The organism is Achromobacter spanius, from assembly GCF_003994415.1.
Classification (GTDB): domain Bacteria; phylum Pseudomonadota; class Gammaproteobacteria; order Burkholderiales; family Burkholderiaceae_B; genus Achromobacter; species Achromobacter spanius_C.
Window position 1 is genome coordinate 6,522,388 of the sequence record NZ_CP034689.1, and the last position, 24,052, is coordinate 6,546,439.

The 24,052-nt window shown below is 63.7% G+C and carries 22 protein-coding genes; 8 read left to right on the forward strand and 14 right to left on the reverse strand.

The genetic code is table 11. The annotated features are described in order from the left end of the window. Window positions 1-4 precede the first annotated feature (4 nt). From clsB to ELS24_RS29990, 12 genes are all read right to left on the reverse strand, one after another. Entirely contained in the window at window positions 5-1,216 is a 1,212-nt protein-coding gene (clsB, locus tag ELS24_RS29935) for a cardiolipin synthase ClsB (protein WP_050446096.1), read from the reverse strand. Then, window positions 1,213-2,079 (reverse strand): endonuclease/exonuclease/phosphatase family protein, encoded by an 867-nt coding sequence (locus ELS24_RS29940; protein ID WP_050446242.1) that lies wholly within the window; start codon window positions 2,077-2,079, stop codon window positions 1,213-1,215. Before ELS24_RS29940 ends, clsB begins: the two co-directional genes overlap by 4 nt. Window positions 2,080-2,372: 293 nt before the next feature. After that, on the reverse strand, window positions 2,373-4,157 hold the full coding sequence (gene aspS, locus ELS24_RS29945) for an aspartate--tRNA ligase (protein ID WP_127186151.1): 1,785 nt from the start codon (window positions 4,155-4,157) through the stop codon (window positions 2,373-2,375). Between the two features lie 40 nt (window positions 4,158-4,197). Then, window positions 4,198-4,863, reverse strand: coding sequence for a DUF502 domain-containing protein (locus tag ELS24_RS29950; RefSeq protein WP_164741322.1), 666 nt, complete (start codon window positions 4,861-4,863; stop codon window positions 4,198-4,200). A 16-nt stretch (window positions 4,864-4,879) separates the two neighbouring features. After that, window positions 4,880-5,218 carry an FmdB family zinc ribbon protein gene (locus ELS24_RS29955; protein ID WP_127186153.1) on the reverse strand — a complete coding sequence of 113 codons (339 nt, stop codon included), beginning with the start codon at window positions 5,216-5,218 and terminating at the stop codon, window positions 4,880-4,882. A gap of 220 nt (window positions 5,219-5,438) precedes the next feature. Further along, a complete protein-coding gene (locus ELS24_RS29960) occupies window positions 5,439-6,722 on the reverse strand; it encodes a putative Na+/H+ antiporter (protein ID WP_050448337.1) in 1,284 nt (427 codons plus the stop codon). Window positions 6,723-6,901: 179 nt separating this feature from the next. Further along, window positions 6,902-7,798 (reverse strand): DUF6999 family protein, encoded by an 897-nt coding sequence (locus ELS24_RS29965; RefSeq protein WP_127186154.1) that lies wholly within the window; start codon window positions 7,796-7,798, stop codon window positions 6,902-6,904. Next, the gene (locus ELS24_RS29970) at window positions 7,795-9,726 is read right to left on the reverse strand and encodes an iron-containing redox enzyme family protein (protein ID WP_127186155.1); all 1,932 of its coding nucleotides are present in this window, start codon (window positions 9,724-9,726) and stop codon (window positions 7,795-7,797) included. The genes ELS24_RS29965 and ELS24_RS29970 overlap by 4 nt, the downstream gene beginning before the upstream one ends. Before the next feature lie 32 nt (window positions 9,727-9,758). Beyond that, on the reverse strand, window positions 9,759-10,691 hold the full coding sequence (locus ELS24_RS29975) for a fatty acid desaturase (protein WP_230693732.1): 933 nt from the start codon (window positions 10,689-10,691) through the stop codon (window positions 9,759-9,761). Next, entirely contained in the window at window positions 10,651-11,427 is a 777-nt protein-coding gene (locus tag ELS24_RS29980; RefSeq protein ID WP_127186157.1) for a sterol desaturase family protein, read from the reverse strand. The genes ELS24_RS29975 and ELS24_RS29980 overlap by 41 nt, the downstream gene beginning before the upstream one ends. Window positions 11,428-11,561: 134 nt before the next feature. After that, window positions 11,562-12,455 (reverse strand): 4-hydroxy-tetrahydrodipicolinate synthase, encoded by an 894-nt coding sequence (gene dapA, locus ELS24_RS29985; protein WP_127186158.1) that lies wholly within the window; start codon window positions 12,453-12,455, stop codon window positions 11,562-11,564. Window positions 12,456-12,848: 393 nt separating this feature from the next. Beyond that, complete coding sequence (locus ELS24_RS29990) at window positions 12,849-13,334, reverse strand: GAF domain-containing protein (RefSeq protein WP_050448331.1); 486 nt, start codon at window positions 13,332-13,334, stop codon at window positions 12,849-12,851. A gap of 158 nt (window positions 13,335-13,492) precedes the next feature. Here ELS24_RS29990 and ELS24_RS29995 point away from each other — a divergent pair, with 158 nt between their 5' ends. The 5 genes from ELS24_RS29995 to ELS24_RS30015 all read left to right on the forward strand — a co-directional run bounded on the left by ELS24_RS29995 (window position 13,493) and on the right by ELS24_RS30015 (window position 18,219). Further along, a complete protein-coding gene (locus tag ELS24_RS29995; RefSeq protein WP_127186159.1) occupies window positions 13,493-14,695 on the forward strand; it encodes a PLP-dependent aminotransferase family protein in 1,203 nt (400 codons plus the stop codon). Window positions 14,696-14,796: 101 nt separating this feature from the next. Continuing rightward, entirely contained in the window at window positions 14,797-15,723 is a 927-nt protein-coding gene (ubiA, locus tag ELS24_RS30000; RefSeq protein ID WP_050448350.1) for a 4-hydroxybenzoate octaprenyltransferase, read from the forward strand. Between the two features lie 106 nt (window positions 15,724-15,829). Next, window positions 15,830-16,234, forward strand: coding sequence for a DUF1090 domain-containing protein (locus tag ELS24_RS30005; RefSeq protein ID WP_050448329.1), 405 nt, complete (start codon window positions 15,830-15,832; stop codon window positions 16,232-16,234). A 268-nt stretch (window positions 16,235-16,502) separates the two neighbouring features. Beyond that, window positions 16,503-16,895, forward strand: coding sequence for a DUF4148 domain-containing protein (locus ELS24_RS30010; protein ID WP_127186160.1), 393 nt, complete (start codon window positions 16,503-16,505; stop codon window positions 16,893-16,895). A 202-nt stretch (window positions 16,896-17,097) separates the two neighbouring features. Next, entirely contained in the window at window positions 17,098-18,219 is a 1,122-nt protein-coding gene (locus tag ELS24_RS30015; protein WP_050448327.1) for a saccharopine dehydrogenase family protein, read from the forward strand. A 45-nt stretch (window positions 18,220-18,264) separates the two neighbouring features. Here the strand turns inward: ELS24_RS30015 and glcC are convergent, their stop codons facing one another. Further along, a complete protein-coding gene (gene glcC / locus ELS24_RS30020) occupies window positions 18,265-19,029 on the reverse strand; it encodes a transcriptional regulator GlcC (RefSeq protein WP_050448326.1) in 765 nt (254 codons plus the stop codon). 239 nt (window positions 19,030-19,268) lie between these two features. Here glcC and ELS24_RS30025 point away from each other — a divergent pair, with 239 nt between their 5' ends. The 3 genes from ELS24_RS30025 to ELS24_RS30035 all read left to right on the forward strand — a co-directional run bounded on the left by ELS24_RS30025 (window position 19,269) and on the right by ELS24_RS30035 (window position 23,295). Next, complete coding sequence (locus ELS24_RS30025; RefSeq protein ID WP_050448325.1) at window positions 19,269-21,440, forward strand: malate synthase G; 2,172 nt, start codon at window positions 19,269-19,271, stop codon at window positions 21,438-21,440. Between the two features lie 105 nt (window positions 21,441-21,545). Further along, a complete protein-coding gene (locus ELS24_RS30030) occupies window positions 21,546-22,178 on the forward strand; it encodes a TetR/AcrR family transcriptional regulator (protein ID WP_050448324.1) in 633 nt (210 codons plus the stop codon). Window positions 22,179-22,425: 247 nt separating this feature from the next. Next, window positions 22,426-23,295 (forward strand): cysteine hydrolase, encoded by an 870-nt coding sequence (locus tag ELS24_RS30035; protein ID WP_127186161.1) that lies wholly within the window; start codon window positions 22,426-22,428, stop codon window positions 23,293-23,295. Between the two features lie 117 nt (window positions 23,296-23,412). On the opposite strand, the gene ELS24_RS30040 is transcribed toward ELS24_RS30035, so the two are convergent. Next, on the reverse strand, window positions 23,413-24,015 hold the full coding sequence (locus ELS24_RS30040; protein WP_050448322.1) for a TetR/AcrR family transcriptional regulator: 603 nt from the start codon (window positions 24,013-24,015) through the stop codon (window positions 23,413-23,415). Window positions 24,016-24,052 lie beyond the last annotated feature (37 nt).

The window sequence follows — 24,052 nt, forward strand, 5'->3', positions numbered from 1 at the left end:
CGCTTCAGTATTTATCCGACGACCCCGTCAACGCCACACCTATACGCAGCAGCGTGTAAGACACCGCGTCCACCCAGCGCCGCAACCATCCCCGGCGCTGGTAATCCAAGGGCCGGATGAAGCGGCCGCCTTCGCGGATGGCCGTTTCCAGGCGTTCTTGCAGGTCCCACGCAAAGGGCTGGCTGTCGATGACGACGTTGGCCTCGCGCGCCAATAGCAGGCTGAACGGATCCAGGTTGGACGAGCCCACCGTGGCCACGTTATCAATGACGGCAACTTTGGCGTGCAGGTATCCCGGCATGTACTCGAAGATCTCGATGCCGTCGCGCAGCAGTTGGTCGTACAGGGAACGGGTGGCGTGGTACTGCATGCGGTATTCGACCTTGCCCTGCAACAGCAGCCGCACCCGCACACCGCGCGCGGCGGCTTTGGCCAGCGCGCGGCGGAACTGGCGTCCTGGAAAGAAATAGGCGTTGGCGATCAAGATATCGCGGCGCGCCTGCGTGATGCCATACAGATACGCGCGTTCGAACGTCTGGCGATACCGCAGGTTGTCACGCAGCACCAGCGCCGCGCGCAATGTGCCGCAAGGTTCAACCGGCGCATGGTGCGGCTTGGTGAGCCGCATGCGGCTCCAGTCGCGCGGATGGCGCCGCAACCGCGCCCAGTTCAAGCGCACCCACAGCAAGTCCTGCGCATAGGCCGCTTCGGTGACGAGCGGGCCTTCCACCTGCACCGCGAAATCAAAGCGCGGCGCGGATATGCCGTCCGTGGGATCCAAATCATCGTAATCGTCGATGACGTTGATGCCGCCGATGAACGCAATGCGTCCATCCACAATGCTGACCTTGCGATGCAGCCGTCGCAGCCGGCTGCGCGACGGAATAAAGCGAGCGAACCAGCGCGGTTCAGGCCGGAAGATGCGGCATTGGGCACCTGCGTCCAGCAGCATCGCGCGCACGTGCTCGACGCTCATGGCGCTGCCGAAGCCATCCAGCACCACCCGCACTTTGACGCCGCGCCGCGCCGCCGCCGTCAGGCACTCCAGCACCTGCGAACCGGTGCGGTCCACCATGAAAATATAGGTTTCCAGATGCACGCTGACCTGCGCGGCATCGATAGCCGAACACAGCGCGGGGAAGAAGTCGGCGCCGTTCTGCAACAAGCGGATGTGGTTGCCGTCCGTCCATTCCAGCTTGACCTGCTCGGTCTTCACGGAAGTTCCAGCTCCGCCAGCAAGGGGGAGTGATCCGACAGCCGCGCCCACTCCCGCCCGCGCAATACCCGCGCGCTGCGCACGGCAAACCCGCGCTGGTAGATGCGGTCCAGGCGAAACCACGGAAACACGGCCGGAAAGGTGCGAGGCGGCGGCTGCAGCATGCGCGCGCTGCCGCCCATGCCCAGTTGGTTGGTGCGTTCCATGACGGATAAGCCGCCATTGGGCAAGCCGCGCAGCGCGTTGCTCAGCCGTTTGACCGAATCGCGCAAGCGCGGCAATTCACCGCCATGGCTGCGCGGCGCATGGGAAAACACTTCGTACAGCCCCAACTGTTGAACGAACAACGGCGCCAGGCGGTCATTCCAATCGTTGAAATCTCCCGCGATCAGAATGGGCTCGCCGTCCGGCACCATGCGCCGGATCCGCTCGGTCAAGGCCAGCACCTGACGCGTACGGCTGCCGGCAAACAGGCCCAGATGCACCACAAAGCAATGCACCGGGCGGTCGCCCACGTCGATGCGCGCGTGCAGCAGGCCGCGTTGCTCCAGGCGGTGGTCGGAGATGTCGAGATTTTCGTGATCAAGAATGGGAAAGCGCGAGAGCAGCGCGTTGCCATGGTCCGTGGCGTGGCGGATGGCATTGCGGCCGTAGGCCACATCTAGCCGCAAGGCGGCGGCAAGCGATTCGTGTTGCGCGTGAAGCAAGGATCGTTGCTCGTTGCGGCCCTGAACTTCCTGCAGGAAGACCAGGTCGGGGCGCAGGCCATACAGCCCCAAGCGAAGTTCATTCAGGGAGTCGAGCCGGCCCAATGCCGAACGGCCCTTGTGAATGTTGTAGCTGACGACACGGATGAGCGACATAAAAGCGATGGCGCCTTTGAAAGCAGAGGAACCACGAGCCAGGCCCAACAACAGCCCCGGCAAGCACCGCCAACAAAGCGGCGTCTGCCAGATTACTCCAATTCAGCAAGCCCTAGCCGCAACAAGAACACACTTATCGCAAGCCAAGCCGCCAAAGAACGCAACCCGCCGCAAGCCCATGCCGCCCCACAAGCCGGGCCGCCGAGGATCCGGCTCCGCCGGTCCCGTGAGGCGCCCCCTGGGGGGGGAGGCGCCCCCTGGGGGGGGAGGCGCCCCCGGCGCCTCGGGGGGGCTTACTTTTCTACGTTACGCAAGCGGATGTGCAACTCGCGCAACTGCTTTTCGTCGACTTCGGAAGGCGCTTGCGTCAGCAGATCCTGAGCGCGTTGCGTCTTCGGGAAGGCGATCACGTCGCGGATCGATTCGGCGCCGGTCATCATCGTGACGATGCGGTCCAGGCCGAACGCGATACCACCGTGCGGAGGCGCGCCATACTGCAACGCGTCCAGCAGGTAGCCGAACTTTTCCTGGGCTTCCTCGGCACCGATCTTCAGCGCGCGGAACACCTTGCTTTGCACTTCTTCGCGGTGGATACGGACCGAACCGCCGCCGATTTCCCAACCGTTCAGCACCATGTCGTAAGCCTTGGCGAAGGCCTTGCTGGGATCGGTTTCCAGGAAGTCTTCGTGGCCGTCCTTGGGGCTGGTGAACGGGTGGTGGGCAGCGGTGTAGCGGCCGTCTTCCTCGTCGTATTCGAACATCGGGAAGTCAACCACCCACAGCGGCTGCCAACCGGCTTCGAACAGGCCCGTCTTCTTGCCGAATTCGCTGTGGCCGATCTTCACGCGCAGCGCGCCGATGGCGTCGTTGACGACCTTCTCGCGATCCGCGCCAAAGAAAATGATGTCGCCGTCTTGCGCGCCGGTACGCTTGACCAGTTCGGCCAGCGCGGCGTCGTGCAGGTTCTTGACGATGGGCGATTGCAGGCCGTCACGGCCCTTGGCCACATCGTTGACCTTGATGTAGGCCAGGCCCTTGGCGCCGTAAATGCCCACGAATTGCGTGTAGGCATCGATTTCGCTGCGGGACATTTCCGCGCCACCCGGCACGCGCAGGGCAACCACGCGGCTGCCAGGCGCCGTGGCGGCGGCGGCAAACACCTTGAAGTCCACGTCGCGCATGACGTCGGTCATGTCGGTGAATTCGAGCTTCACGCGCAGGTCCGGCTTGTCCGAACCGTAGCGGCGCATCGCTTCCGTCCACGGCATGATGGGGAACGGCGCAGCCAGGTCCACACCCTGCACGACCTTGAAGACGTGACGGATCAGGTTTTCAAAGATTTCACGAATCTCGAACTCGTCCAGGAACGACGTTTCGCAGTCGATCTGGGTGAATTCGGGCTGGCGGTCAGCGCGCAGGTCTTCGTCGCGGAAGCACTTGGTGATCTGGTAGTAGCGGTCAAAGCCCGACACCATCAGCATCTGCTTGAACAGTTGGGGCGATTGCGGCAGCGCGAAGAAGTGGCCGGCGTTCACGCGCGAGGGCACGAGATAGTCGCGCGCGCCTTCGGGCGTGCTCTTGGCCAGCATCGGCGTTTCGATGTCGATGAAGCCCAACTGGTCCAGGAACTTGCGCGTTTCGATCGACACGCGGTAACGCAGCATCAGGTTGCGCTGCATCTGCGGGCGGCGCAGGTCCAGCACGCGGTGCGTCAGGCGGGTGGTTTCGGACAGGTTGTCGTCGTCCAGCTGGAACGGCGGCGTGACCGACGCGTTCAGGATTTCAACTTCCTTGCACAGCACTTCGATTTCGCCCGAAGCCAGTTCGCTATTGGCGGTGCCGGCCGGACGCTCGCGCACCAGGCCGGTGACGCGGACGCAGAATTCATTGCGCAGGCGCTCGGCGGTGGCGAAGGCGGCATTGTCCGGATCGAACACGATCTGGGCCAGGCCCGCGCGGTCGCGCAAATCGATGAAGATGACCCCGCCGTGGTCGCGGCGGCGGTTCACCCAGCCGTACAGGGTGACGGTCTGGCCGAGATGGTCACGGCAAACCTGGCCGGTGTAGCAGGTACGCATGCGGGATGACTCCGTTGTGTGCTTAGTTGTAGCGTAAGGGTTACGAATCGGCGCGCGGCGCGTCTTGCGCGCCAGCCGCCGGAGAGAGCGGGGCCGATTGGCCTTCAGGCGTGAACGCCTGGGCCGGGGCGACCACGCCCATGGAAACGATGTACTTCAAGGCCGCGTCCACGCTCATCTGAAGATCGATCGCGTCGGCGCGAGGCATCATCAGGAAAAAGCCGGACGTGGGGTTCGGCGTCGTCGGCACATACACGCTGATGTGGTCGCCTGGCATCAGGCTGGCCACTTCACCGCTGGGCGTGCCGGTGACGAAAGCGATGGTCCAGGAACCCGCCCGCGGATACTGCACCAGCACCGCGCGGCGAAACGCCTGCCCGTTCGGGGCAAGCACGGTATCGCTGACCTGCTTGACCGAGTTGTAGATGGAACGCACCAGCGGAATACGGCCCAGCAGGTTTTCCCACTGGTCCACCATGGTACGGCCGATCAGGTTGGCCGCAAACACGCCCGTCAACAGCACCACCACGATGACCAGGACGAAGCGGAAGCCGGGGATGTCGATGCCGAACAGCGATTCGGACGACAGAAAGCCAGGCACGAACCCTTCCAGGGTGGCGACCAGCAAACCCAGCACCCACACCGTGATGACCAGGGGAACCCAGATCAGCAGGCCGGTGATGAAATACTTTTTGATAAGGCGCATCCGCATCGCGAGGGCTCTAGGCGGCAGGCGTACCTGCGGCAGGCGATCCTGCGGCAGGCGTACCTGAGGCAGGGGCGCTTGCCGCAGGAGCCGCCGCCGGCGTGGCTGCCGGCGCCGCGGCAGGCGCACCGCCTTCCGCTGCCGCCCCGGTGGACGCAGCGCCCCCGGAACCGTTACCGCGAAAATCGGTGACGTACCAGCCGGAGCCCTTGAGCTGGAATCCAGCCGCGGTCACCTGCTTGGAAAACGTGCTTTGGCCGCATTCGGGGCAAACCGAAAGGGGCGCATCGGAAATCTTCTGCAAGACGTCTTTGGCATGGCCGCAGGCGCTGCATTTATAGGCGTAGATGGGCATCAAGGGCTCCCAGGCGCGCGCCCGGAAAATCATAAGCCGTCAGTCGCCAGGCAAGGAATGCCGGGAGCAACGGGAGGGCAAGGCCGGAAAAAAATTCGGGAAAGTCTTGAATTTTAGCGGTTTTTCATTAACCGTCGGTGTCTGGCCCGGCCTGGGGCGCCGGGCGGCATCCGCCGGGGGCCGGCCGCGGCGACGCCAGCCGACTTTCCCAGGCTTTTCCCTATACCGGCAGCAGGAACATGATGGCCGCAACCAGGGTCGGCGCCAGCGCCGACAGGAATAGGCGGCCCGACGAAATACTGCCGTCCGGAAAGTGGTTCTTCAGAATTGCAAAGCCCGCCGGGTTGGGCGCGTTGGCAATCACGGTCAAACCGCCGCCCGTCACCGCGCCGGCCACCAGCATGTAGCGCCAGGTCTCATTCGTGCCTTCAACCAGCGAGCCCAGATACGTCAACGCGGCGTTGTCGGTAATGGCCGTCAGCGCCGTGGCGCCCCAGAACAGAACAAAGGGCTCAAGCCCGCCCAGCAAGTCCTGCAGCCACCACTTTTGCAAGCCGCCCAACACCACCAGGCCAGCCAGGAAGAAGCCCACCATCAGGCCTTCCTTGATCAGCAGGCGGTTCTGGTGACGCTTGTAGGCTTCCGAAAAGCCGATGAACATCATCAGCAGGCCCATGAAGATGGCCGGGTGGTGGGCGGTGAGCACCACGGCCACCAGGAACGCCAGATGCACCAGGATGACCAGCACAGGCACCGGGGGACGCGAGTCCGACCCTTCCGGCGCATCCACCCCGCCGCCCGTACCGACCGAGCGTTCCATCAGCGCCTTGCGGCAGACGAAGGTCAGGATGCCTGCGTTCAGGAAGACCGCCACCGCGGCGCGCCAGCCGAAATGCTGCACCATGTGCGCGGCGTCCCATCCGAAGGTGGAGGCCACCATCAGCACCGGCGGCGCGGCGTATGACGTCAACACACCACCGATGGACACGTTCACGAACAGCACGCCCAAGGTCAGGTACTTGAAGCCGGCGCGGCCGCTGGTGCGGAAATAGGCGTCGCGCAGCAAGATGGCGGCCAACGTCATGGCGGCGGGCTCGGTAATGAACGAGCCGCCCAGCGGCACCAGCGACATCACCACGAAGAACGTCGCCAGCTCGCGCGGCAGCGGCAGCACGCGCGCCACGATGCGCACCATCAGCCCCACCATTTCCAGAATCGGCCGGCTGGCCGCCACCACCATGATCACAAAGACGAACAGCGGTTCGGTGAAGTTGCGCGTATCCATGTAGCCGACGGCGCTGGCGGGGCCGGACAGCGCCGCCATGGTCACGATCAGCGCAAACGCCCAGACGCCGAACACCGCCTCCACTTCGGCAAACAGATGCCAGATGCCCGCGTGCGGGCCGCCGCGGTGGGCAAGCCGCGCAAAAACGGGAACGGAAAAGGTATGAAGAACCGCCACGGCAAACAGAATGGTGGCGATGACTTCAATGGGTTGAGGCATAGGAGGGACTTCCGAAATAAAGAATCACGCAACGGGAATTCACGCGAGGCGAGCGCGATCCGGCGCTGCTGACCGAACAAGGCAGGCAATATAACGCAGGCATATTGCCGTGTAACGCAGGGTCTATACCAACACGCCCCGCGCCAAGCCCGATACGCCGGCCCGCTCCAGGGCCCTGCCTAGCTGATCGGCGCGGGCGGTTCCGCGCCCTGCTGCGCCGCCTTCATCTCCATCAACAGACTGTGCAGCATTTCGGTGGACAAGCCGTGCAGCACCAGGCGGTAGCCCGCGCGCAAGGTCGACATGGGCACCAGCGGATGGCTGTTGTTGACCAGAATCAGGTGCTGCGGCGCGCCCAGCAACTTGGCCGCGTAGATGCCAATGGTTTCGTCCAGCTGCAACGAATTGGCCGCACGCCAGAAGTCGTTGTCGGTCAGCATCAGCTGATACAGCGGCGTGAACAGTTCGATGGCGCTTTGAAGGTCCAGGAAGTTCAGCCTGCCCTGCGGCATGTCTTCCAGCTTCAGCGGCGGGTCCTGGATCATCGAAAAGTCGACTGTCTCGGGCGCGTGCATTTCCACGCCAGCTTCGCGCAGCGCCTGGTTCAAGCGGATGACGAAGTTGAACAGGTTCAGGTCGTGCTTGACGAAGAGTTCGTCCTTCAGATCATCAATCTCCATTGGCTCAAGCGGCGTGGTGGTGATCGGCACCGGGGAATTGGCGGCGATGAACGCCAGCACCTGCGCGCCCAGATGGAAGTGACGCAGGATCAGCCAGTTGGCCTCGGGCGACACGAAACGCTTGAGCCCCCAGGCCAGAATGCGATGCAGCAGCTTTGAATGCGACCAGCGGCGCGGCACGAACGTCTTCACTACCTGGATCAGGATGATGAAGGCGCGCGCCAGCGGCCGCAGAAACGGCAATAGGTATTGACGCGAGGCGCAACTGGAATCCGTCAGCCAGGCCTTTTTCACCTTGTCCGGCAAGGGTGTGCTGCGGTCCAGATACAGGGCAAGCCAGGGATTGGGGTCGGCCGGGTCGTGCGGCTTGGCCAGAAATTCGGGTTCCTTGCTCATGCTGCATCGCCCTCCATGACGTGATGGAACTGCATCAGATACAAGGCCGCCGTACGACGCGCGGTGTCCACGATGCGTTGTTCGGCGCGGCCATCTTCGTCGCAATCCAGCGCCAGTTCCACCGCCGACAGCCAACGCGCCAGGTGATGCTCGTCGTTGTGGCCGTGGTATTCCAGAAAGCGGAAGGCGTCGGGCGGCAGCTTCAGGCTGGCTTTCAACAGCGGCAGCAGCGCCGGCACGATGCGCTGGCCGGTGCCTTCGATGATGTAGATGGCGCCCAGCAAGCCAATCGGGTCGCGCGTGGCGGCCAGACCGTGCAGATAGGCGTTCAGCGCTTCGCCGCCGGGGTTGCGGCGCAGCGCGTCGATGTTGTCGACCGCGCCGCCCGCCGTTTGATAATCCTGGAACAGAATCTGGAAGTCGTTCTGCTCTTCGCCGGCATGCATGTCGATCAGCGCGGCCAGCGGCGCGTATTGCTCCGTCAGCGACGCGGCGCCCTCGCGCATCCACTTGCTGCCTTCACGCACCTGCGGAATCCAGTTCTCCATCCAGTTCAGGTAGTCGGCCGTCTGGAATTGGCGGTTGCGCAGCCGGCGCACTACCGGCGTGCGCCATACTCGCGAACGGTAGTCGTGCCAGATCGCGGCCAGCTCGGTCAGCAGTTGGCCCAGGCCTTGCGGGGCCATGTCAGGGTCGTGCGGGGGCGCGATGGCGTCGGCGTCATCGCTTTGCGTGTCGTCGCGGGTCGCCGGCTTGGCGGCGGACGTCGTGATTCCGGTCGCGGCTGGCGCATGTACCGCCTCAGCCTCCAGCAGCATGTAGGCCGCCATGAAGCGCCCCGATTCCGGGATGTAGCAGAAGATCTGCTCGCCCGGCTTGATCTCTCGCGTTTCCAGGAACTCGGCCAGCATGATCAGGATCGATGCCGCGCCCGTGTTGCCGCGCCACGTCAGATTGCTGAACCAGCGCTCGCGCGGAATCACCAGGCCCGCCTTCTCCATCAGGTCTTCGACCACGGGAATGAATTTCTCGGATGAGTAATGGCACAGGAAATGGTCCACCTGGTCCGGGTCCAGCCAACCATCGCGCACCAGCTTGGCGTACTCGTGGATACCGATGTCGAACAGATGCGGCAACAGGCGGATGTCCTGGCGCAGCGACAGCGCGCCGTCGGCCTCGGCCTCGTTCCAGGACGGATAATCCAGATGGCCCTTTTGGCGATCAGCGGACAGGCCCAACTGCATGCACACGGGGTAGTCGCCCGAGAACGAGCGCTGATGCACCCATTTCAATTTCAGCCGCACGCCGCTGGACGCCCCCGCCAGCGCGCGGCCCGAGTTGCCCAGCAGCAACGCGCCCGCGCCGTCCGACAGCATCCAGCGCAGGAAGTGCGCGTCGAAGTCCGCGTCATAGCCGCGCGCCGCGAAGCGCGACCGCTTGAACAGGCGCGACGGCAGTTCGCTGGCTACGGCCAGGGCGCTGGCGTGTCCGCCCATCTCCACGCCCTGCGCCGCCACCTGGATCGCCGACACACCGGCCGCGCAAATGCCATGTACCGACAGCGTTTCCATGGGCTGCGCGGCAAGCTCGCCCTGGATCATGTTGGCAAAGCCCGGCATCAGGGCGTCACCACCCGACGATCCGCTGGTCAGCAAGGACACGGCGGCAAGCTCACTGTCATTGCGCCGCAGGCAGTCGCGGATGGCGTTGGCCGCCAGTTGCGCGTTGGTGTAGACGGTCTGGCCTTCCGGATCAATGGCGTAGTAGCGCTGCTTGATGCCGTTCTCGGCAAGGATGCGGCTTTTGATGCGGCTGGACATCCGGTTCAGCGGCGCGATGTAGCGGTCCATGGCGTCGTTGGACACGGCTTCGCCCGGCATGAAATAGCCGGCGCTTTCCAGGTAGACACGATTAAACGCGATGGGCATGTGACAGGCCTCGTTGGGGAAAGGATAGGGCGCTAGCGGACATGCTCGGGCGCCATGCGGGAACGGCTGCGCAAACGCGGCACGAACGCCGCCAACACGAAGACCCGGCACATATAGGGCAGCAGCCCGCGCTCATTGAGTACCGGGTCGACGCCCGCGCGATAGTGCTCGCGATGCAGTCGGGTCAGTTCGGACCAATGCGCGCGCGGATGCTCGTGATGCGCGGTGTGCAGGCCGATATTGAACAACAACGGGTTGACCAGCCCTTCGAAATTACGCGCGTAGTTCAGGCCCGCAACCTGGCGCGGCCCGCCATCGGCATGCGCATGCTGCAAGTAATTGGTGGCCAGCAGCCAGTGCAATCCGTGCAATTGCGGCACGATCACCAGCACCAGCGCCTTGACGGGGTTGACCATCAGCAGCCCGCCCCACAAGCCCAGCCACGCGCCGTATTGCGCCAGGCAATAACGCCAGGCGCCTGGCCAATGGCGGCGCAGCCGGCCCAGCCACGCGAAAAACAGCGGGTACAGCACCCAACCCGCCTGCAGCGGGTGTAGCAGGTAGCCCGCAAGGTGATTCGTGTCGCCGCCAAAGCGATAGGTGCGCGCCACGTCGCGTTCGCCGTGCTTGAACCGGTGATGGTTGGCCACATGCGCCGGATAGAACACAAACGTGGGGTGCCCTTGCAGCAGCGTGATCCAGAAATCGGTGGCGCGATTGGTCCAGCGGCCGCGCCACATGCGCAGATGCGTGTGGTTGTGGTGGATGACGCCGATGCCCAGCGTCAGGAAAAGCATCAGCACGTAGAGCGGCCACCAAATGCCGTAGACCCATTGCCAGGCCGCCAACGCGGGCAGCGCGGCCAGGTAAGCCAGGCTTTGCCAATCGCGCGGGTTACGCAGCGACGGCAGTCGGCGCCGAATGCTAAGCCCTTGCGCCAACAGATTCTCTGCGCTGAAACGCATCCAGCTGCGGGGCCGCGGCGTCGGCGGTCAGGCGGGTGCGGAACAAGCGGTCCATGAAGGTGAACTGAAAGCCGTAATTGCCGTTGTAGCAAGCGTGGTGCAGATGGTGGCGCCGGCTGGCGGCGAACCAGTGCGCGTAGGACACCTTGGGGAAAAAATCGTAGTTGGCGTGCCCGATGCAATTGAAGAACAGGCTGAACAGCGGCACCGACGCCAGCGCCCAGAAACTGAAATCGTGCAACACCATGGGCAGCAAGATCACGTTGCCCAGCATCAGCGCTTCAATCGGGTGAAAGCTGTAGGTCGAGAACGGCGTGGTCACCACCGACCGATGATGCGGCAGGTGAAAGCGGCGCAGCGGCTTGGTATGCAGCAGCCGGTGGTTGACCCAGAAATGCACGTCGTTCCAGGCCACCAGCACCAGGATTTCAAGCATCACTTTCTGCCAGCTTGGGTTCGGGTCCAGATGCGCCCAGCCCAGTTGCAGCAGGCCCCAGGGAAAGATCATGCCGGTGCCGAACAGCAGGATGGACAAGCCAGATTGCGCCAGCTCGCGCCGCATCTGGCCAGGGGCCAGCGGGCGCGGGTCCAGCGGCCGCCCCATGCCCAGCGCCGGCAACACGTGCCGCGTCAGCAGCCACGTAGCCGCGCCGAAGGCCAGATAGATACCGCCGAAGAACAGCAGCCCCGCCAGCATTACCTGCCACGCGGACAAGGCTTCAAATGCTTGAGCCATGAACGTTTTGTTTCACCCGAAGAATGGCCGCATGATAAGCAATCCGTCAGCTTCCCGGTGATGCATGTATTACCAAATGCATCAAGGCACCACAAAGCGGAAGAGCCTTGCTCTTGCTACGGCCTGACTCCGGGCTAGTGGCAGGGATACCGGCGGTTCAGGCTGGCCACCGCCGCGTCCAGGCGCGTCGCCAACGCCGCGCTGGCCGCGGGCATGGGCAGCCGCAATTCGTCGGTCAACAAACCTTGCCGCCCCAGTTGCGCCTTCAACGGTCCCGGGTTCGGCTCTTCAAACGCCAACTGGATGACGGGCGCCAAGGCATGAAACAAGCTGCGCGCCAGATCCAGTTGTTGGCCCCGCACCGCTTGATACATCGCCACGAACAGGTCGGGCCGCAAGTGCGCGGCGGCCGCGATCATGCCGGTGCCCCCCAGGCAAAGCACCGACAGCGTTTGCAGGTCTTCACCCGCCAGCACGTTCATCTGGCCGTCGGCGATCAATGCCAGCGTCTTGTCCAGGGCCCCCCCGCAATCCTTGATGGCGGCAATGTTCGGATGCGCCGCCAGCGACAGCAAGGTCGATGTGTCCAGCGTGGTGCCCGTGCGGTACGGAATGTCGTAGAGCACCAGGGGAAAGCGCGAAGCATCGGCCAGACAGCGGAAATAGGCGGCGGCCCCTTCTTGCCCGGCCCGCACGTAGTACGGCGCGGGCGCCAGAATGCCCGCCAGCGGCCGGGTGCCAAAGGCCGACAGGCGTTGCAGCACATGCCCCTGGTGGTTGCCGGCCAGGCCCATGATGACCGGCAGCCTGCCGGCTTCAGTCAACACCGCGTCCAGCACGGCCAACTGCTCGGCGTCGTCCAGCGAGGCGGCCTCGCCCGTGCTGCCGCACACGACCAGCCCGTTCACGCCCGCCGCGGCATAGTGGCGCACCAGTCGGCGCAATGCGCCGCCGTCAACGGCGCCGCCAGCAAATGGGGTAACCAAGGGCACCCAGACGCCCTGGAACACAGATTGTTGAATAGACATGAGAACACTCCTTCGATGTAGGCGGACCGCGGTTGGACCGTACAGAAGTGCTCGGGATACCAGGGGATGCGCGCGGAGGCGCTGCTGCGCCGCCAGGAGGCCGCTGTTCCGTCGCCCATCTGACGGAACAGCATGCTCCGGTCAGATGAGCGGCTGTTTTTTGGATTTCAGGCCGACCGCAGCCAACACCACGCCCAGGGCGCGGATGCAGGAAACGGATTGGATGGCCTGATGAATCATGAATGAATAAAACGATAAGACGCGCCAACAAGACACAGGTGGCGGCTGATGCGGAAATCTACCGGGCGGCCGTCAACGTGTCAACGGCGCGCGGTGGCGGGCGGCTTGCGCGCATAGGACGGCTCGAAGGCGCTCAGCCCGCCCTTGTCTCGCCTAACCCAGGCTGGCCAGGAACACCGCGCACAGCGCCTGCATGCCTTGGCGGTCGTCTTCGTCGAAGCGATCCGGCACGGGGCTGTCCACATCCCAGACCCCGATCAATTCGCCCTGATGCACCAGCGGCACCACGATTTCCGAACGCGACGCAGCGTCGCAGGCGATGTGGCCGGGGAAAGCATGCACGTCGGGCACCAACTGCGTCTGCCGTTGGCTGGCGGCCGCGCCGCACACACCGCGATTCAAGGGAATGCGCACGCAGGCCGGCTTGCCCTGGAAGGGTCCAAGAACCAGCTCGGTGCCATCAAAAAAATAAAAGCCCGCCCAGTTCAAATCGGGCAAGGCCTGGTAGGCCAGCGCGCTCAGGTTGGCGGCGTTGGCGATGCGGTCGGGCTCACCTTCCAGCAGCGCGCGGGCCTGCGCCACCAGTTCGGCGTACAGGGCGGACTTGGATTCGGCGACGATAGGGGCGGCTTCGAACATGGCGATAAATGTAACTGTACAGGCGGTTTTCGATGCAGGTGATTTTAGGGGTTCCGCGCGTTAAAGGGGCCGGGCTGCTACCGTATGGGACAATACTTTTTTGTCGCAGTGCCTGTTACAAGCCTCTCCCTTTACCCTTCTTCTTCAAGAAGCAATCCATGGACAAGCCTCTAGAACCTGCGTTTTCCTTTTCGGAACGCGCTCAGCAACTCACCAGCTCCGCCATCCGCGAGATCCTCAAGGTCACCGAGCGCCCCGAAGTCATTTCGTTCGCTGGCGGCCTGCCGGCGCCCGGCGGCTTCCCGGTAGAAGTGGTACGTGCTGCGTTCGACAAGGTACTGTCCACGAACGGTCGCGCTGCCCTGCAATACGGCCCCACCGAAGGCTATGCGCCGCTGCGCCAATGGGTTGCCGACGACCTGAACCGCGCGGGCGCCAACGTCGCCGCCGACCAGATCCTGATCGTTTCGGGTTCGCAGCAGGCGCTGGACCTGCTGGGCAAAGTGCTGATCGACAAAGACAGCAAGGTGCTGGTCGAAGACCCCAGCTACCTGGGGGCGCTGCAATCGTTCAGCCTGTATCAGCCGAAGTTCGTGCCGGTGCCCACCGACGAAGGCGGCCTGATCCCCGAAGCCATCACGCCCGAACTGGCTGACGGCGCGCGCTTCCTTTACGCGCTGCCCAACTTCCAGAACCCCACGGGCCGCACGCTGAACCTGGAACGCCGCATCGCGCTGGTCAAGCGCGCCGCCGAACTGAACCTGACCATCGTTGAAGACGACCCCTACGGCGAGCTGCGCTACGCAGGCGAGCCGCAGCCGGGCCTGGTTGCACTGGCCGCCGAATACGGCGCCAACGTGGTGCGCCTGGGCACGTTCTCGAAGGTACTGGCCCCCGGCCTGCGCCTGGGCTACATCGCCGGCGCACGCTCGCTGATCAACAAGCTGGTGCAGGCCAAGCAAGCCACCGACCTGCACACGCCCACGCTGACGCAGATGGCCGTGTACGAAATCGTCAAGGACGGCTTCCTGGAAGAGCACTTGCCCAATGTGCGCGAAATCTACCGCGCACAAGGCAGTTGCATGCTGGACGCCATCAAGCAGGAATTCCCGTCCACCGTCACCTGGACCAAGCCTGAAGGCGGCATGTTCATCTGGCTGACGTTGCCCGAACACATGGACAGCACCAAGCTGCTGGAAAAAGCCATCGCGCAAAACGTGGCCTTCGTGCCGGGCGCGCCGTTCTACAGCGGCGCGGGCAAGCCGAACACGCTGCGCTTGAGCTTCGCCACCGTGCCGGAAGACAAGATCCGCACGGGCATCGCCATCCTGGGCAAGCTGCTCAAGGAATACACGGCCTGAAAAACGCCGGCTTGAACGTCGCTTGAACTTCCACGGCCGGGCGCAATGCCCGGCCGTTGTTTTATGCTGTCGGCTTTCCCGACCATTTTCTGACCGTGACAGTGAGCGCCTCGCAACAATCTCCCGTCGATCTCAGCGACATCGTCTTCACCGACTGGGTCGAACGCTGGCTTCCGAAGTCGTGGCGGCCCTACGCTCGTCTGTGCCGCCTGGACCGGCCCATCGGCACGTGGCTGACGCTGCTGCCGGCCATCGCCGCGCTGGTTCAATCGGCGGGCGGGCTGCCCGACCTGCAACGGCTGGTCGTCTTTTCGCTGGGCGCGCTGCTGATGCGCGGCATCGGCTGCACCGTCAACGACATGTGCGACCGCAACTTCGACAAGCACGTCGAACGCACGCGCTTCCGTCCACTGACCAGCGGCCAGTTGTCGATGAAGAACGCCGTGTGGTTCCTGTTGGGCCAGTTGCTTGTTTGTGGATCGTTGCTTTTTTTCCTGAACGAAATGAGCCGCTGGCTGGCCCTGGCCGTGCTGCCTTTCGTCTTCATCTACCCGCTGTGCAAACGCGTCACGTACTGGCCGCAAGTGGTGCTGGGCATCTGCTTTAACTGGGGCATGCTGATGGCCTGGTCCGACACGCAGAACGTGGTGCCGCTGGCCGCCATCGCCATGTGGCTGGGCGCGGTGCTCTGGCAGGTGGGCTACGACAGCATCTACGCCTATGTCGACGTGCGCGATGACCGCAGCCTGGGCCTGCACTCCACCGCCATGCGCTTTGGCGACCAGGGCAAGCTGTGGATCGGCGGCTTCTACGCCGCCACCGTGGTGCTGTGGGCCTGGGGCGGGTACGCCATGGGGCTGTCGTGGGCGTATCAGGTGGGCATGGCCGCCGTGGCGGTACATCTGGCGTGGCAGTTGAAGGTGTTCGACATCCAGCGCCCCGACCGCAACTTCATGCTGTTTCGCGCCAACCTGTGGCTGGGCGCGCTGCTGGTGGCGGCCGCGTTGGCGGGCACGCTGATCCGCTAGGAAGGGCAAGGGGCGCATGAGCCGGCCGCGATTTGCCGCGCGCATTGCCGCCTGGGTCGGATCGCGCCATCATGGCGCTTGTCGAAACGACTTACGGAGACACCGCATGCCCTCTTTCGTGAAATCCCTGGCGACTGCCGCCGCCGCATTTGCCGTGTTCGGTGCAATGCCCGCGCAAGCCGCCACCGATTGCTCAGCGCAGCGCGGTTGCGCGGCCAAGTTCTGCGAGATCGAAAACGACATCGCCGCCGCTCAGGCACAGAACAACACCCGCCGCGAAGCCGGCTTGAAAAAGGCATTGGCCGAAGCCCGGGCAAATTGCACGGACAGCCGCCTGCAATCGCAACGCGAAGCCGACGTGCGTGAGAAACAAGCCAAGGTGTCCGAACGCGAGCAAGAGCTGAAGGAAGCGCGCGCCAAGGGCAAACAAGACAAAATCGACAAGGCCCAGCGCAAACTGGAAGAAGCCCAGTCCGACTACAACGCCGCGCTGGTTGAGTTGAACCGCTGAGACGGTTCCGTCCTGTTTGGGCTCCATCCACCCCGGGCATGCCCCGGGGTTTTGTTTTTGTCATCAGATGGAAATATCGCCATCTATGGTGACGATTGGCAAAATCTAAATCGATTAGTGCGGATTTTGGAAAGATGTTTTCAGAGAATAAGGGTTTATCCCAGGGGTCTTTGAGCACAGAATGCACTTCATCGGGACACAGCAAGCGAACCCTGGCAATGACGCCAGCGGTTCGAATCCCAAGCTCACAAGACACCGGAGGTCTGCTATGAAAACCCTTGCTACCGCATTGATGCTGTCCATGTCCGTTCTGGCTGCCGGCGCGCAAGCCGCCGAAGCCGACCAAGGCCCGACCCGCGCACAGGTTCAGGCCGAACTGCAACAAGCCAAGGTTTCGGGCCAATACACGTTCGGCGAAGAAGGCTACCCCGCCCCCATCGCCCAGACGTCCAGCCTGACCTCGCAACAAGTCCAAGCTGAACTCGCGCAAGCCAAGAGCGCTGGCGAAGTCACCTTCGGCAACCTCGACTACCCGCCCGTCGCCGCTGCTGCACAAGCCACGTCGCTGAGCCGCTCGCAGGTCCAGTCGCAACTGGCCCAAGCCAAGGCAGAAGGCCTGGTCACCTTCGGCAATCTGGACTACCCCCCCATGGGCAGCTGATCCACGGGCCTGCAAAGGCCGTGACAGCCCCATCGAAAGCCCCTCGGCAAACCGCCGAGGGGCTTTGTTTTTGACGATTCGACAGCAAATTAAGTCATATCGGCGTTAACTTAAACCGTTACGACGGATTTGATTCTACAAATCGACAGCGCTCCCGAATAGGATGAGGCCACCCCATTCCTTTCCTTGCAGGAGCCGCACCATGTCTACCTCAGCCACTCGCCCCATCGTTTTGCTGGGCGCCGGAAAAATCGGTTTCGCCATTGCCCTGATGCTGGAACGCAGCGGCGACTACACCGTCCTGGTTGCCGATCAAGACCCTGCCCGGCTGGCCGTTCTGGCCGAGCTGGGTTGTGAAACCCGCCAGATCAGCGACGACGCCTCGGTAGCGCGCTGCATCGAAGGCGCCTATGCCGTGGTCAACGCCCTGCCCTTTCATCGCGCCACCGCCGTCGCAAGCCTTTGCGCCCGCGCCGGCGTGCACTACTTCGACCTGACCGAAGACGTCGCCAGCACCCATGCCATCCAGGCGTTGGCGGGCGATGTGCAAAGCGTGTTGATGCCGCAATGCGGCCTGGCCCCCGGCTTCATCGGCATCGTCGGCAACGCGCTGGCGCGCCGCTTCGATACCTTGCTAGACCTGCGCATGCGCGTGGGCGCGCTGCCGCGTTACCCCTCCAATAGCTTGCGCTACAACCTGACCTGGAGCACCGAGGGGCTGATCAACGAATACTGCAACCCTTGCGAGGCTATCGTTGATGGGCAACTGACCAGCGTGCCGGCGCTGGAAGGCTACGAAACATTCGCGCTGGATGGCGTCGAATACGAAGCCTTCAACACCTCTGGCGGGTTGGGGACCTTGCCGGCGACGCTGCTGGGCCGCGCCCGCAACGTCGACTACAAATCCGTGCGCTATCCCGGCCACTGCAACATCATGAAGTTGCTGCTCAACGACCTGCGCCTGCGCGATCGCCGCGATCTGCTCAAGGATATCTTCGAGTCCGCCATCCCCACCACCGAGCAGGACGTCATCGTCATCCAGGCCTCGGCATCGGGCCACCGCCACGGGCGGTTGGAAGAAGAGTCGTATCCGATCCGCGTGTTCGGCGCGGACGTGGACGGCCATCGCCTAAGCGCCATCCAGTTGTCGACGGCGGCAGGCATTTGCGCGGCGCTGGATCTGGTGGCGCAAGGCGCCTTGCCGCAAAAGGGATTCGTGGGCCAGGAAGCGATTGATCTGGACGCCTTGCTGAACAACCGCTTCGGCCGTGTGTACGCCGGCAAACCGCTGGCGCTGGCTGGCTGCGCGACGGCCGACCGCTAAGGGCCGCTGCCCATCGCGCGCGCACACACGCCCGCCCGCGCGGCGTTACGTCCAGCCTTCCAGACGTAGCGTCGCGCGCACCAACCGTTGTTCTTCCTGTTCGATATCCGACAAGCTCTGCCGCACGCTATCTACATGGTCCGCCGCGGCCTTGCGGGCCTGCTCTGGCTGGCGCCCCGTTACCGCGTGGAACAGGCGCGTGTGCTGGCGATCAATCTGCCGCTTTTCCGGCTCGCGGTGGTACAGATTGTTCACGCAGGCAAACACCGACCCCAGCAGCAGATCCGTCAGCGATTGCAGCGTGTGCACCAGCACCGGGTTGTGCGATGCCTCGCAAATCGCCAGGTGGAAGGCGTGGTCCAGATGGGCGTGGGTGGCCGTATCGGTAGCCGCGCCTTGCGCCGCCACCATCTCGTCATAACGGCGGCGGATCATGATGAAATCTGCCTCGGTGCCGCGTATGGCAGCAAGCCGCGCGGACTCGGCTTCCAGCAACGAACGCACTTCCAGCAAGTCGTAAAGCGTGCGCGGCTGCGAATTGAACAGATGCATCAAGGGCCCGGCGTCCACCTTTGAAATATGCGCCACGAACGAACCCTTGCCTTGCGAGGTATGGATGATTTCGCGCGCGCGCAACAGCTTCAGCCCTTCGCGCAGCGCCGTGCGCGACACGCCCAGCTTTTCGGTCAAGCGGCGTTCGGACGGCAACGCCTGCCCCGCCTTGAGCACGCCATCCAGGATCAGGCGTTCGATTCTTTCAGCGACCTCGTCCGCCACCTGCCGGGGCTTTTCTTCTGTTTCCGCGTACATGCAATCTCCGCACCAGTGGTATGACCAAGCCGAACGCTTGTTTTTGGCGAATTGGCGCACCGCCGTAAGTGGCTGATATAAAACCATAAAAACAAGCGGCCTGTCTTCACGCGCGTAAACAAACTGGTATGACCAGCTGGTTTTGATATAGACATTGCAGCGGGTGCGAACGATGATGTCAAAACAGATTCGCCCGGCGCCCCGGCGCCGGCCAGCCCTACTTACCGCTAGAGACCCGCATGACTCAACGCATCCAGCACCACGGCCTGCAAGTGGCGGCCAATCTCAACCAATTCATCGAACAAGAAGCCTTGCCCGGCACCGGCCTGGATGCCGACGGCTTCTGGCAAGGCTTTGCGGCGCTGGTACACGACCTGGCGCCCAAGAACCGCGCGCTGCTGGCCGAACGCGACCGCCTGCAGGCCGAACTGGACACCTGGCACCGCGCCAACCCCGGCCCCATCGCCGATCCGGCGGCCTATCGCAAGTTCCTGGAAGGCATCGGCTACCTGCTGCCCCAGCCCGCCAGCGTGCAGGCCACCACCGACAACGTCGATACCGAAATCTCGCAGCAGGCCGGCCCGCAGTTGGTCGTGCCGATGTCGAATCCCCGCTATGCCTTGAACGCCGCCAACGCGCGCTGGGGCAGCCTGTACGACGCCCTCTACGGCACCGACGCCATTCCCGCCACCCCGGGCGATACCGGCAAGGGCTACAACCCCGAGCGCGGCGCCGCCGTCATTGCGCGCGCGCGCAGCTTCCTTGATACCGCCGCCCCGCTGGCCAACGGTTCGCACGCCGACGCGCAAAGCTACACCGTTGAAGGCGACCAACTGCGCGTGGCCTTGGCCAAGGGCGTGGTCACCGGGCTGAAGTTCGGCTCGCAATTCGCCGGCTACCAAGGCGAGGCGTCCGCCCCCACGGCCATCCTGTTGAAGAACAACGGCCTGCACTTCGAAATCCAGATCGACCGCGCCAACCCCATCGGCAGCACCGACGCCGCCGGCGTCAAAGACGTGCTGGTCGAAGCCGCGCTGACCACCATCATGGATTGCGAAGACTCGGTCGCCGCCGTCGATGCCGACGACAAGGTCCATATCTACCGCAATTGGCTCGGCCTGATGAAGGGCGACCTGACCGAAGACGTCACCAAGGGCGGCAAGACCTTTACCCGCAAGCTGAACGCCGACCGCCAGTACACGCGCCCGGACGGCGGCGCACTGACCCTGCATGGCCGTTCGCTGATGTTCGTGCGCAACGTGGGCCACTTGATGACCAACCCCGCCGTGCTCGACCGCGACGGCCAGGAAATCCCGGAGGGCATTCTGGATGCCGTGGTTACCAGCCTGGCCGCTTTGCACGACCGCACCGCCAAGCTGAATTCGCGCACGGGATCCGTCTACATCGTGAAGCCCAAGATGCACGGCCCCGATGAAGCCGCCTTCGCCAGCGAACTCTTCGACCGCGTGGAAGACCTGATCAAGGTGCCGCGCAACACGCTGAAGATGGGCATCATGGACGAAGAGCGCCGCACCAGCATCAACCTCAAGGCCTGCATCGGCGCGGCTGCCTCGCGCGTTGCCTTCATCAACACGGGCTTTCTGGACCGCACCGGCGACGAAATGCACTCCAGCATGGAAGCCGGCCCGATGCTGCGCAAGGGCGACATGAAGTCCACCGCCTGGATCACGGCCTACGAACGCAACAACGTGCTGGTTGGCCTGGACACCGGCCTGCGCGGCCGCGCCCAGATCGGCAAGGGCATGTGGGCCATGCCCGACCTGATGGCCGCCATGCTGGAACAGAAAATCGCGCACCCGAAGGCGGGCGCCAATACCGCCTGGGTGCCCTCGCCCACCGCCGCCACGCTGCACGCGCTGCACTATCACCAGATCGACGTGCAAGCGGTACAGAAGGAACTTGAGCGCACCAAGCTGGATAGCGTGCGCGACGACCTGCTGAACGGCCTGTTGACCGTGCCGGTTGGCGATCCGTCCAAGTGGTCCGCCACGGACATCCAGCAGGAGTTGGACAACAACGTGCAGGGCATCCTGGGTTACGTGGTGCGCTGGATCGACCAGGGCGTGGGCTGCTCCAAGGTGCCGGACATCCACAACGTGGGCCTGATGGAAGACCGCGCCACGCTGCGCATCTCCAGCCAGCACATCGCCAATTGGCTGCGCCATGGCGTGACCAACAAGGAACAGGTCATGGAGACCTTCAAGCGCATGGCCAAGGTGGTGGACGGCCAGAATGCGGGCGATGCACTCTACCGGCCGATGGCAGGCAATTTCGATACGTCCCTGGCCTTCAAGGCGGCATGCGCCCTGGTGTTTGAAGGTCTGACGCAGCCTAACGGCTATACCGAACCCTTGTTGCACAAGTATCGTCTGCAGTTCAAGGCGGCCTGATCGCCATTCGCGCGACACGCAAACCGGGCAGCCTTGGCTGCCCGGTTTTTATTGTCATCGAAAAACTCCTTATTAATTTCGCACGATCGTGCTAAATTCTGCCGCATGACTGCCGGAACAGACACTGCCAAAACCGGAAAAAGCGAGCTGACCTTCGCCGCCATCGTGGATGCGTCCCTGGACATGGCCGCGACCCAAGGCATGGAAAGCCTGTCGCTGGGCCAGGTAGCCAAGCGGCTCGGTATCAGCAAAAGCGGCGTGTTTTCGCGCGTGGGCTCGCTGGAAGCCTTGCAGCAGGCCGTGCTGGACGAATATGACCGGCGCTTCGTGGCCGCCGTCTTCACCCCCGCCATGGCGCATCCGCGTGGCTTGCCGCGCTTGAATGCGCTGGTGTCGCTGTGGGTTGAACGCGCCAGCAACGTCGAATTGGCGACGGGCTGCGTCTACGTGGCGGGCGCCTTCGAATATGACGACGTGGAATCGCCACTGCGGACGGTACTGGAAGGCAACCTGCGACGCTGGCGCTCGGCCATGGTGCGCACGGTGCGCCAAGCGCTGGAAGCCGGCCATCTGCGGCCCGACACCGATCCGGAACAGCTTGTGTTCGAGGTCTACAGCCTGATGATCGGCCTGATGCATGACGCCCGCTTCCTGCGGGACCCGAAAGCCCCCGCGCGCGTACGCGCCGCCTATGACAGGCTTATCTCGACCTATCGTAGCTTTACCTACCTGGAATAACCCTATCCCCTCGCCGGCTGACGCCGGCGATTCTTTGATCTAATTTCGCACGGTCGTGCGAAATATTCTTTGGATACTGCCATGTGGATGCTGATCGCCGCTCTTGCCCTCGCCGTACTGGCCTACCTTTGGCGGCAGTGGCGCGCCTTGCTGCGTCAACTGCCTGACTGCGCGGAACATCTGGTGCTGTTCTAGTGGTCAAGCCTCATCCCGGTCTATATTCCGGAAAAGGTCATCGAAATTCCCCATGCCGCGTTCCGTCCATTTATTGATTGTCGACCCGCAGAATGATTTCTGCGACCTGCCCGAGCCATACCTGCCCAGGGATCCCCAGACGGGCGAGGCCGCCCAGCCCGCCCTGCCGGTGCCGGGCGCCCATGCCGACATGCAACGACTGGCGCGATTCATCGACGCCACCGCGCCTGCCTTGAGCTCGATCACCGTTACGCTGGATTCGCACCATCGCGTGGACATCGCGCATCCCACGTTCTGGCATGCGGGTGCAGGCCAGGCGGTCGAGCCGTTCACGCTGATCTCTGCCGCCCAACTGCGTGCGGGGCACTTTGTGCCCCGCCACGCTGACGACCTGCCGCGCACCTTGACCTATCTTGACGAGCTTGAGGCCCGCGGCCGTTACACGCTGATGGTGTGGCCGGTACATTGCGAGATCGGCACATGGGGTCACAACGTGCACCCCGACGTGCGAGCGGCGTACAACCGTTGGGAAGACGCTGGCCAGTTCATTGTGCGCAAGGTGCCCAAGGGCACCAACCCGTGGACCGAACACTACAGCGCGCTGATGGCCGAAGTGCCCGACCCCGACGACCCGCGCAGCCAACTCAACCGCAGCTTGCTGGGTTCGCTGGATCGGTCCGACCTCATCCTTGTCGCAGGTGAAGCGGGCAGCCATTGCGTGCGGGCCACGGTAGAACATCTGGCCGAACACCTGCCAGGCGGCAATCTGTCGCGGATCGTGCTGCTGACCGACTGCATGAGCCCCGTTCCGGGATTCGAAGACGCTCAAACCGCCTTCCTGCAACGCATGCGCGATCTGGGCGTACAGGAACGCACCAGCACCGACATGGCTCGCGCGCTGCAAAGCGACATCCCTGACTGACGACCGGGCTTTACGTTCGTCCTTGACGCGCATGACAACGGCCGCCTGCTTACGCCGGGCGGCCGTGAAGTACTACGCCAAAAAGTGCTGCTGAACGCCTGTTGCCAGGCCGACTGCTTAGACGCCAGCCGCGGGCTTGGCAACGTTGTCGCATGCCACGTACAAGGCGCTGATGGCCTCGCACAACGCGGGCGGTTGCTGGAACAGTCGCGAGACAAGTAAGCAACCTTGCACGGTGGCGAACACCGCGCGGCCGGCGGCCTCGGCCGAGCCAGAGAATCTCAGCGTGCCCTCAGCCGCGCCTTGGGCCAGCACACGCGCCAACCAAGCTTCGTGCGCGCGGAAAAATCCCTGCAATGCGCCGCGTACGCGATCAGACAGGCTCATGATGTCGGCGGCCAACATGCCGCCCAAACAGAGCTCACCTTCGCCGCAGGCCGCCGATTCCATCATCGACAGGTACGCCTTAAGCTGCGCTTGGGCAGGCTGTGCGGTGTCGATGCCGCGTATGGCACCCAGCGCGCGCGTGCTGTAGGCTTCGACCGCTTCGTACAGCAGGTCGTCTTTGCCTGGGAAATAATAGTGAATGCTGGACGTCTTCACGCCCACGTGCTCCGCCAGGTCGCGGTAGCTGAAACCGTTGCATCCGCGCGTGCGGATGAGCTTTTCGGCATGCGCCAGCAGCAGGTCTCGGGTTGTGTTGGGGGTCGGAGTGTCCATGGCTGAATATTACCTACTAATAGGTCGGTCCGTCATT

Coding starts and splice junctions, on each gene's coding strand:
- ELS24_RS29950 (WP_164741322.1), bottom strand. CDS start 4,863: ATGCGCCTTATCAAAAAGTATTTCATCACCGGCCTGCTGATCTGGGTT.
- ELS24_RS30030 (WP_050448324.1), top strand. CDS start 21,546: ATGACTGCCGGAACAGACACTGCCAAAACCGGAAAAAGCGAGCTGACC.
- ELS24_RS30015 (WP_050448327.1), top strand. CDS start 17,098: ATGTCTACCTCAGCCACTCGCCCCATCGTTTTGCTGGGCGCCGGAAAA.
- ELS24_RS30010 (WP_127186160.1), top strand. CDS start 16,503: ATGAAAACCCTTGCTACCGCATTGATGCTGTCCATGTCCGTTCTGGCT.
- ELS24_RS29955 (WP_127186153.1), bottom strand. CDS start 5,218: ATGCCCATCTACGCCTATAAATGCAGCGCCTGCGGCCATGCCAAAGAC.
- ELS24_RS29980 (WP_127186157.1), bottom strand. CDS start 11,427: ATGGCTCAAGCATTTGAAGCCTTGTCCGCGTGGCAGGTAATGCTGGCG.
- ELS24_RS30040 (WP_050448322.1), bottom strand. CDS start 24,015: ATGGACACTCCGACCCCCAACACAACCCGAGACCTGCTGCTGGCGCAT.
- ELS24_RS29960 (WP_050448337.1), bottom strand. CDS start 6,722: ATGCCTCAACCCATTGAAGTCATCGCCACCATTCTGTTTGCCGTGGCG.
- ELS24_RS30025 (WP_050448325.1), top strand. CDS start 19,269: ATGACTCAACGCATCCAGCACCACGGCCTGCAAGTGGCGGCCAATCTC.
- ELS24_RS30035 (WP_127186161.1), top strand. CDS start 22,426: ATGCCGCGTTCCGTCCATTTATTGATTGTCGACCCGCAGAATGATTTC.
- ELS24_RS30005 (WP_050448329.1), top strand. CDS start 15,830: ATGCCCTCTTTCGTGAAATCCCTGGCGACTGCCGCCGCCGCATTTGCC.
- ELS24_RS29995 (WP_127186159.1), top strand. CDS start 13,493: ATGGACAAGCCTCTAGAACCTGCGTTTTCCTTTTCGGAACGCGCTCAG.
- ELS24_RS29965 (WP_127186154.1), bottom strand. CDS start 7,798: ATGAGCAAGGAACCCGAATTTCTGGCCAAGCCGCACGACCCGGCCGAC.
- dapA (WP_127186158.1), bottom strand. CDS start 12,455: ATGTCTATTCAACAATCTGTGTTCCAGGGCGTCTGGGTGCCCTTGGTT.
- aspS (WP_127186151.1), bottom strand. CDS start 4,157: ATGCGTACCTGCTACACCGGCCAGGTTTGCCGTGACCATCTCGGCCAG.
- ELS24_RS29975 (WP_230693732.1), bottom strand. CDS start 10,691: ATGCGTTTCAGCGCAGAGAATCTGTTGGCGCAAGGGCTTAGCATTCGG.
- ELS24_RS29970 (WP_127186155.1), bottom strand. CDS start 9,726: ATGCCCATCGCGTTTAATCGTGTCTACCTGGAAAGCGCCGGCTATTTC.
- ELS24_RS29990 (WP_050448331.1), bottom strand. CDS start 13,334: ATGTTCGAAGCCGCCCCTATCGTCGCCGAATCCAAGTCCGCCCTGTAC.
- glcC (WP_050448326.1), bottom strand. CDS start 19,029: ATGTACGCGGAAACAGAAGAAAAGCCCCGGCAGGTGGCGGACGAGGTC.
- ELS24_RS29940 (WP_050446242.1), bottom strand. CDS start 2,079: ATGTCGCTCATCCGTGTCGTCAGCTACAACATTCACAAGGGCCGTTCG.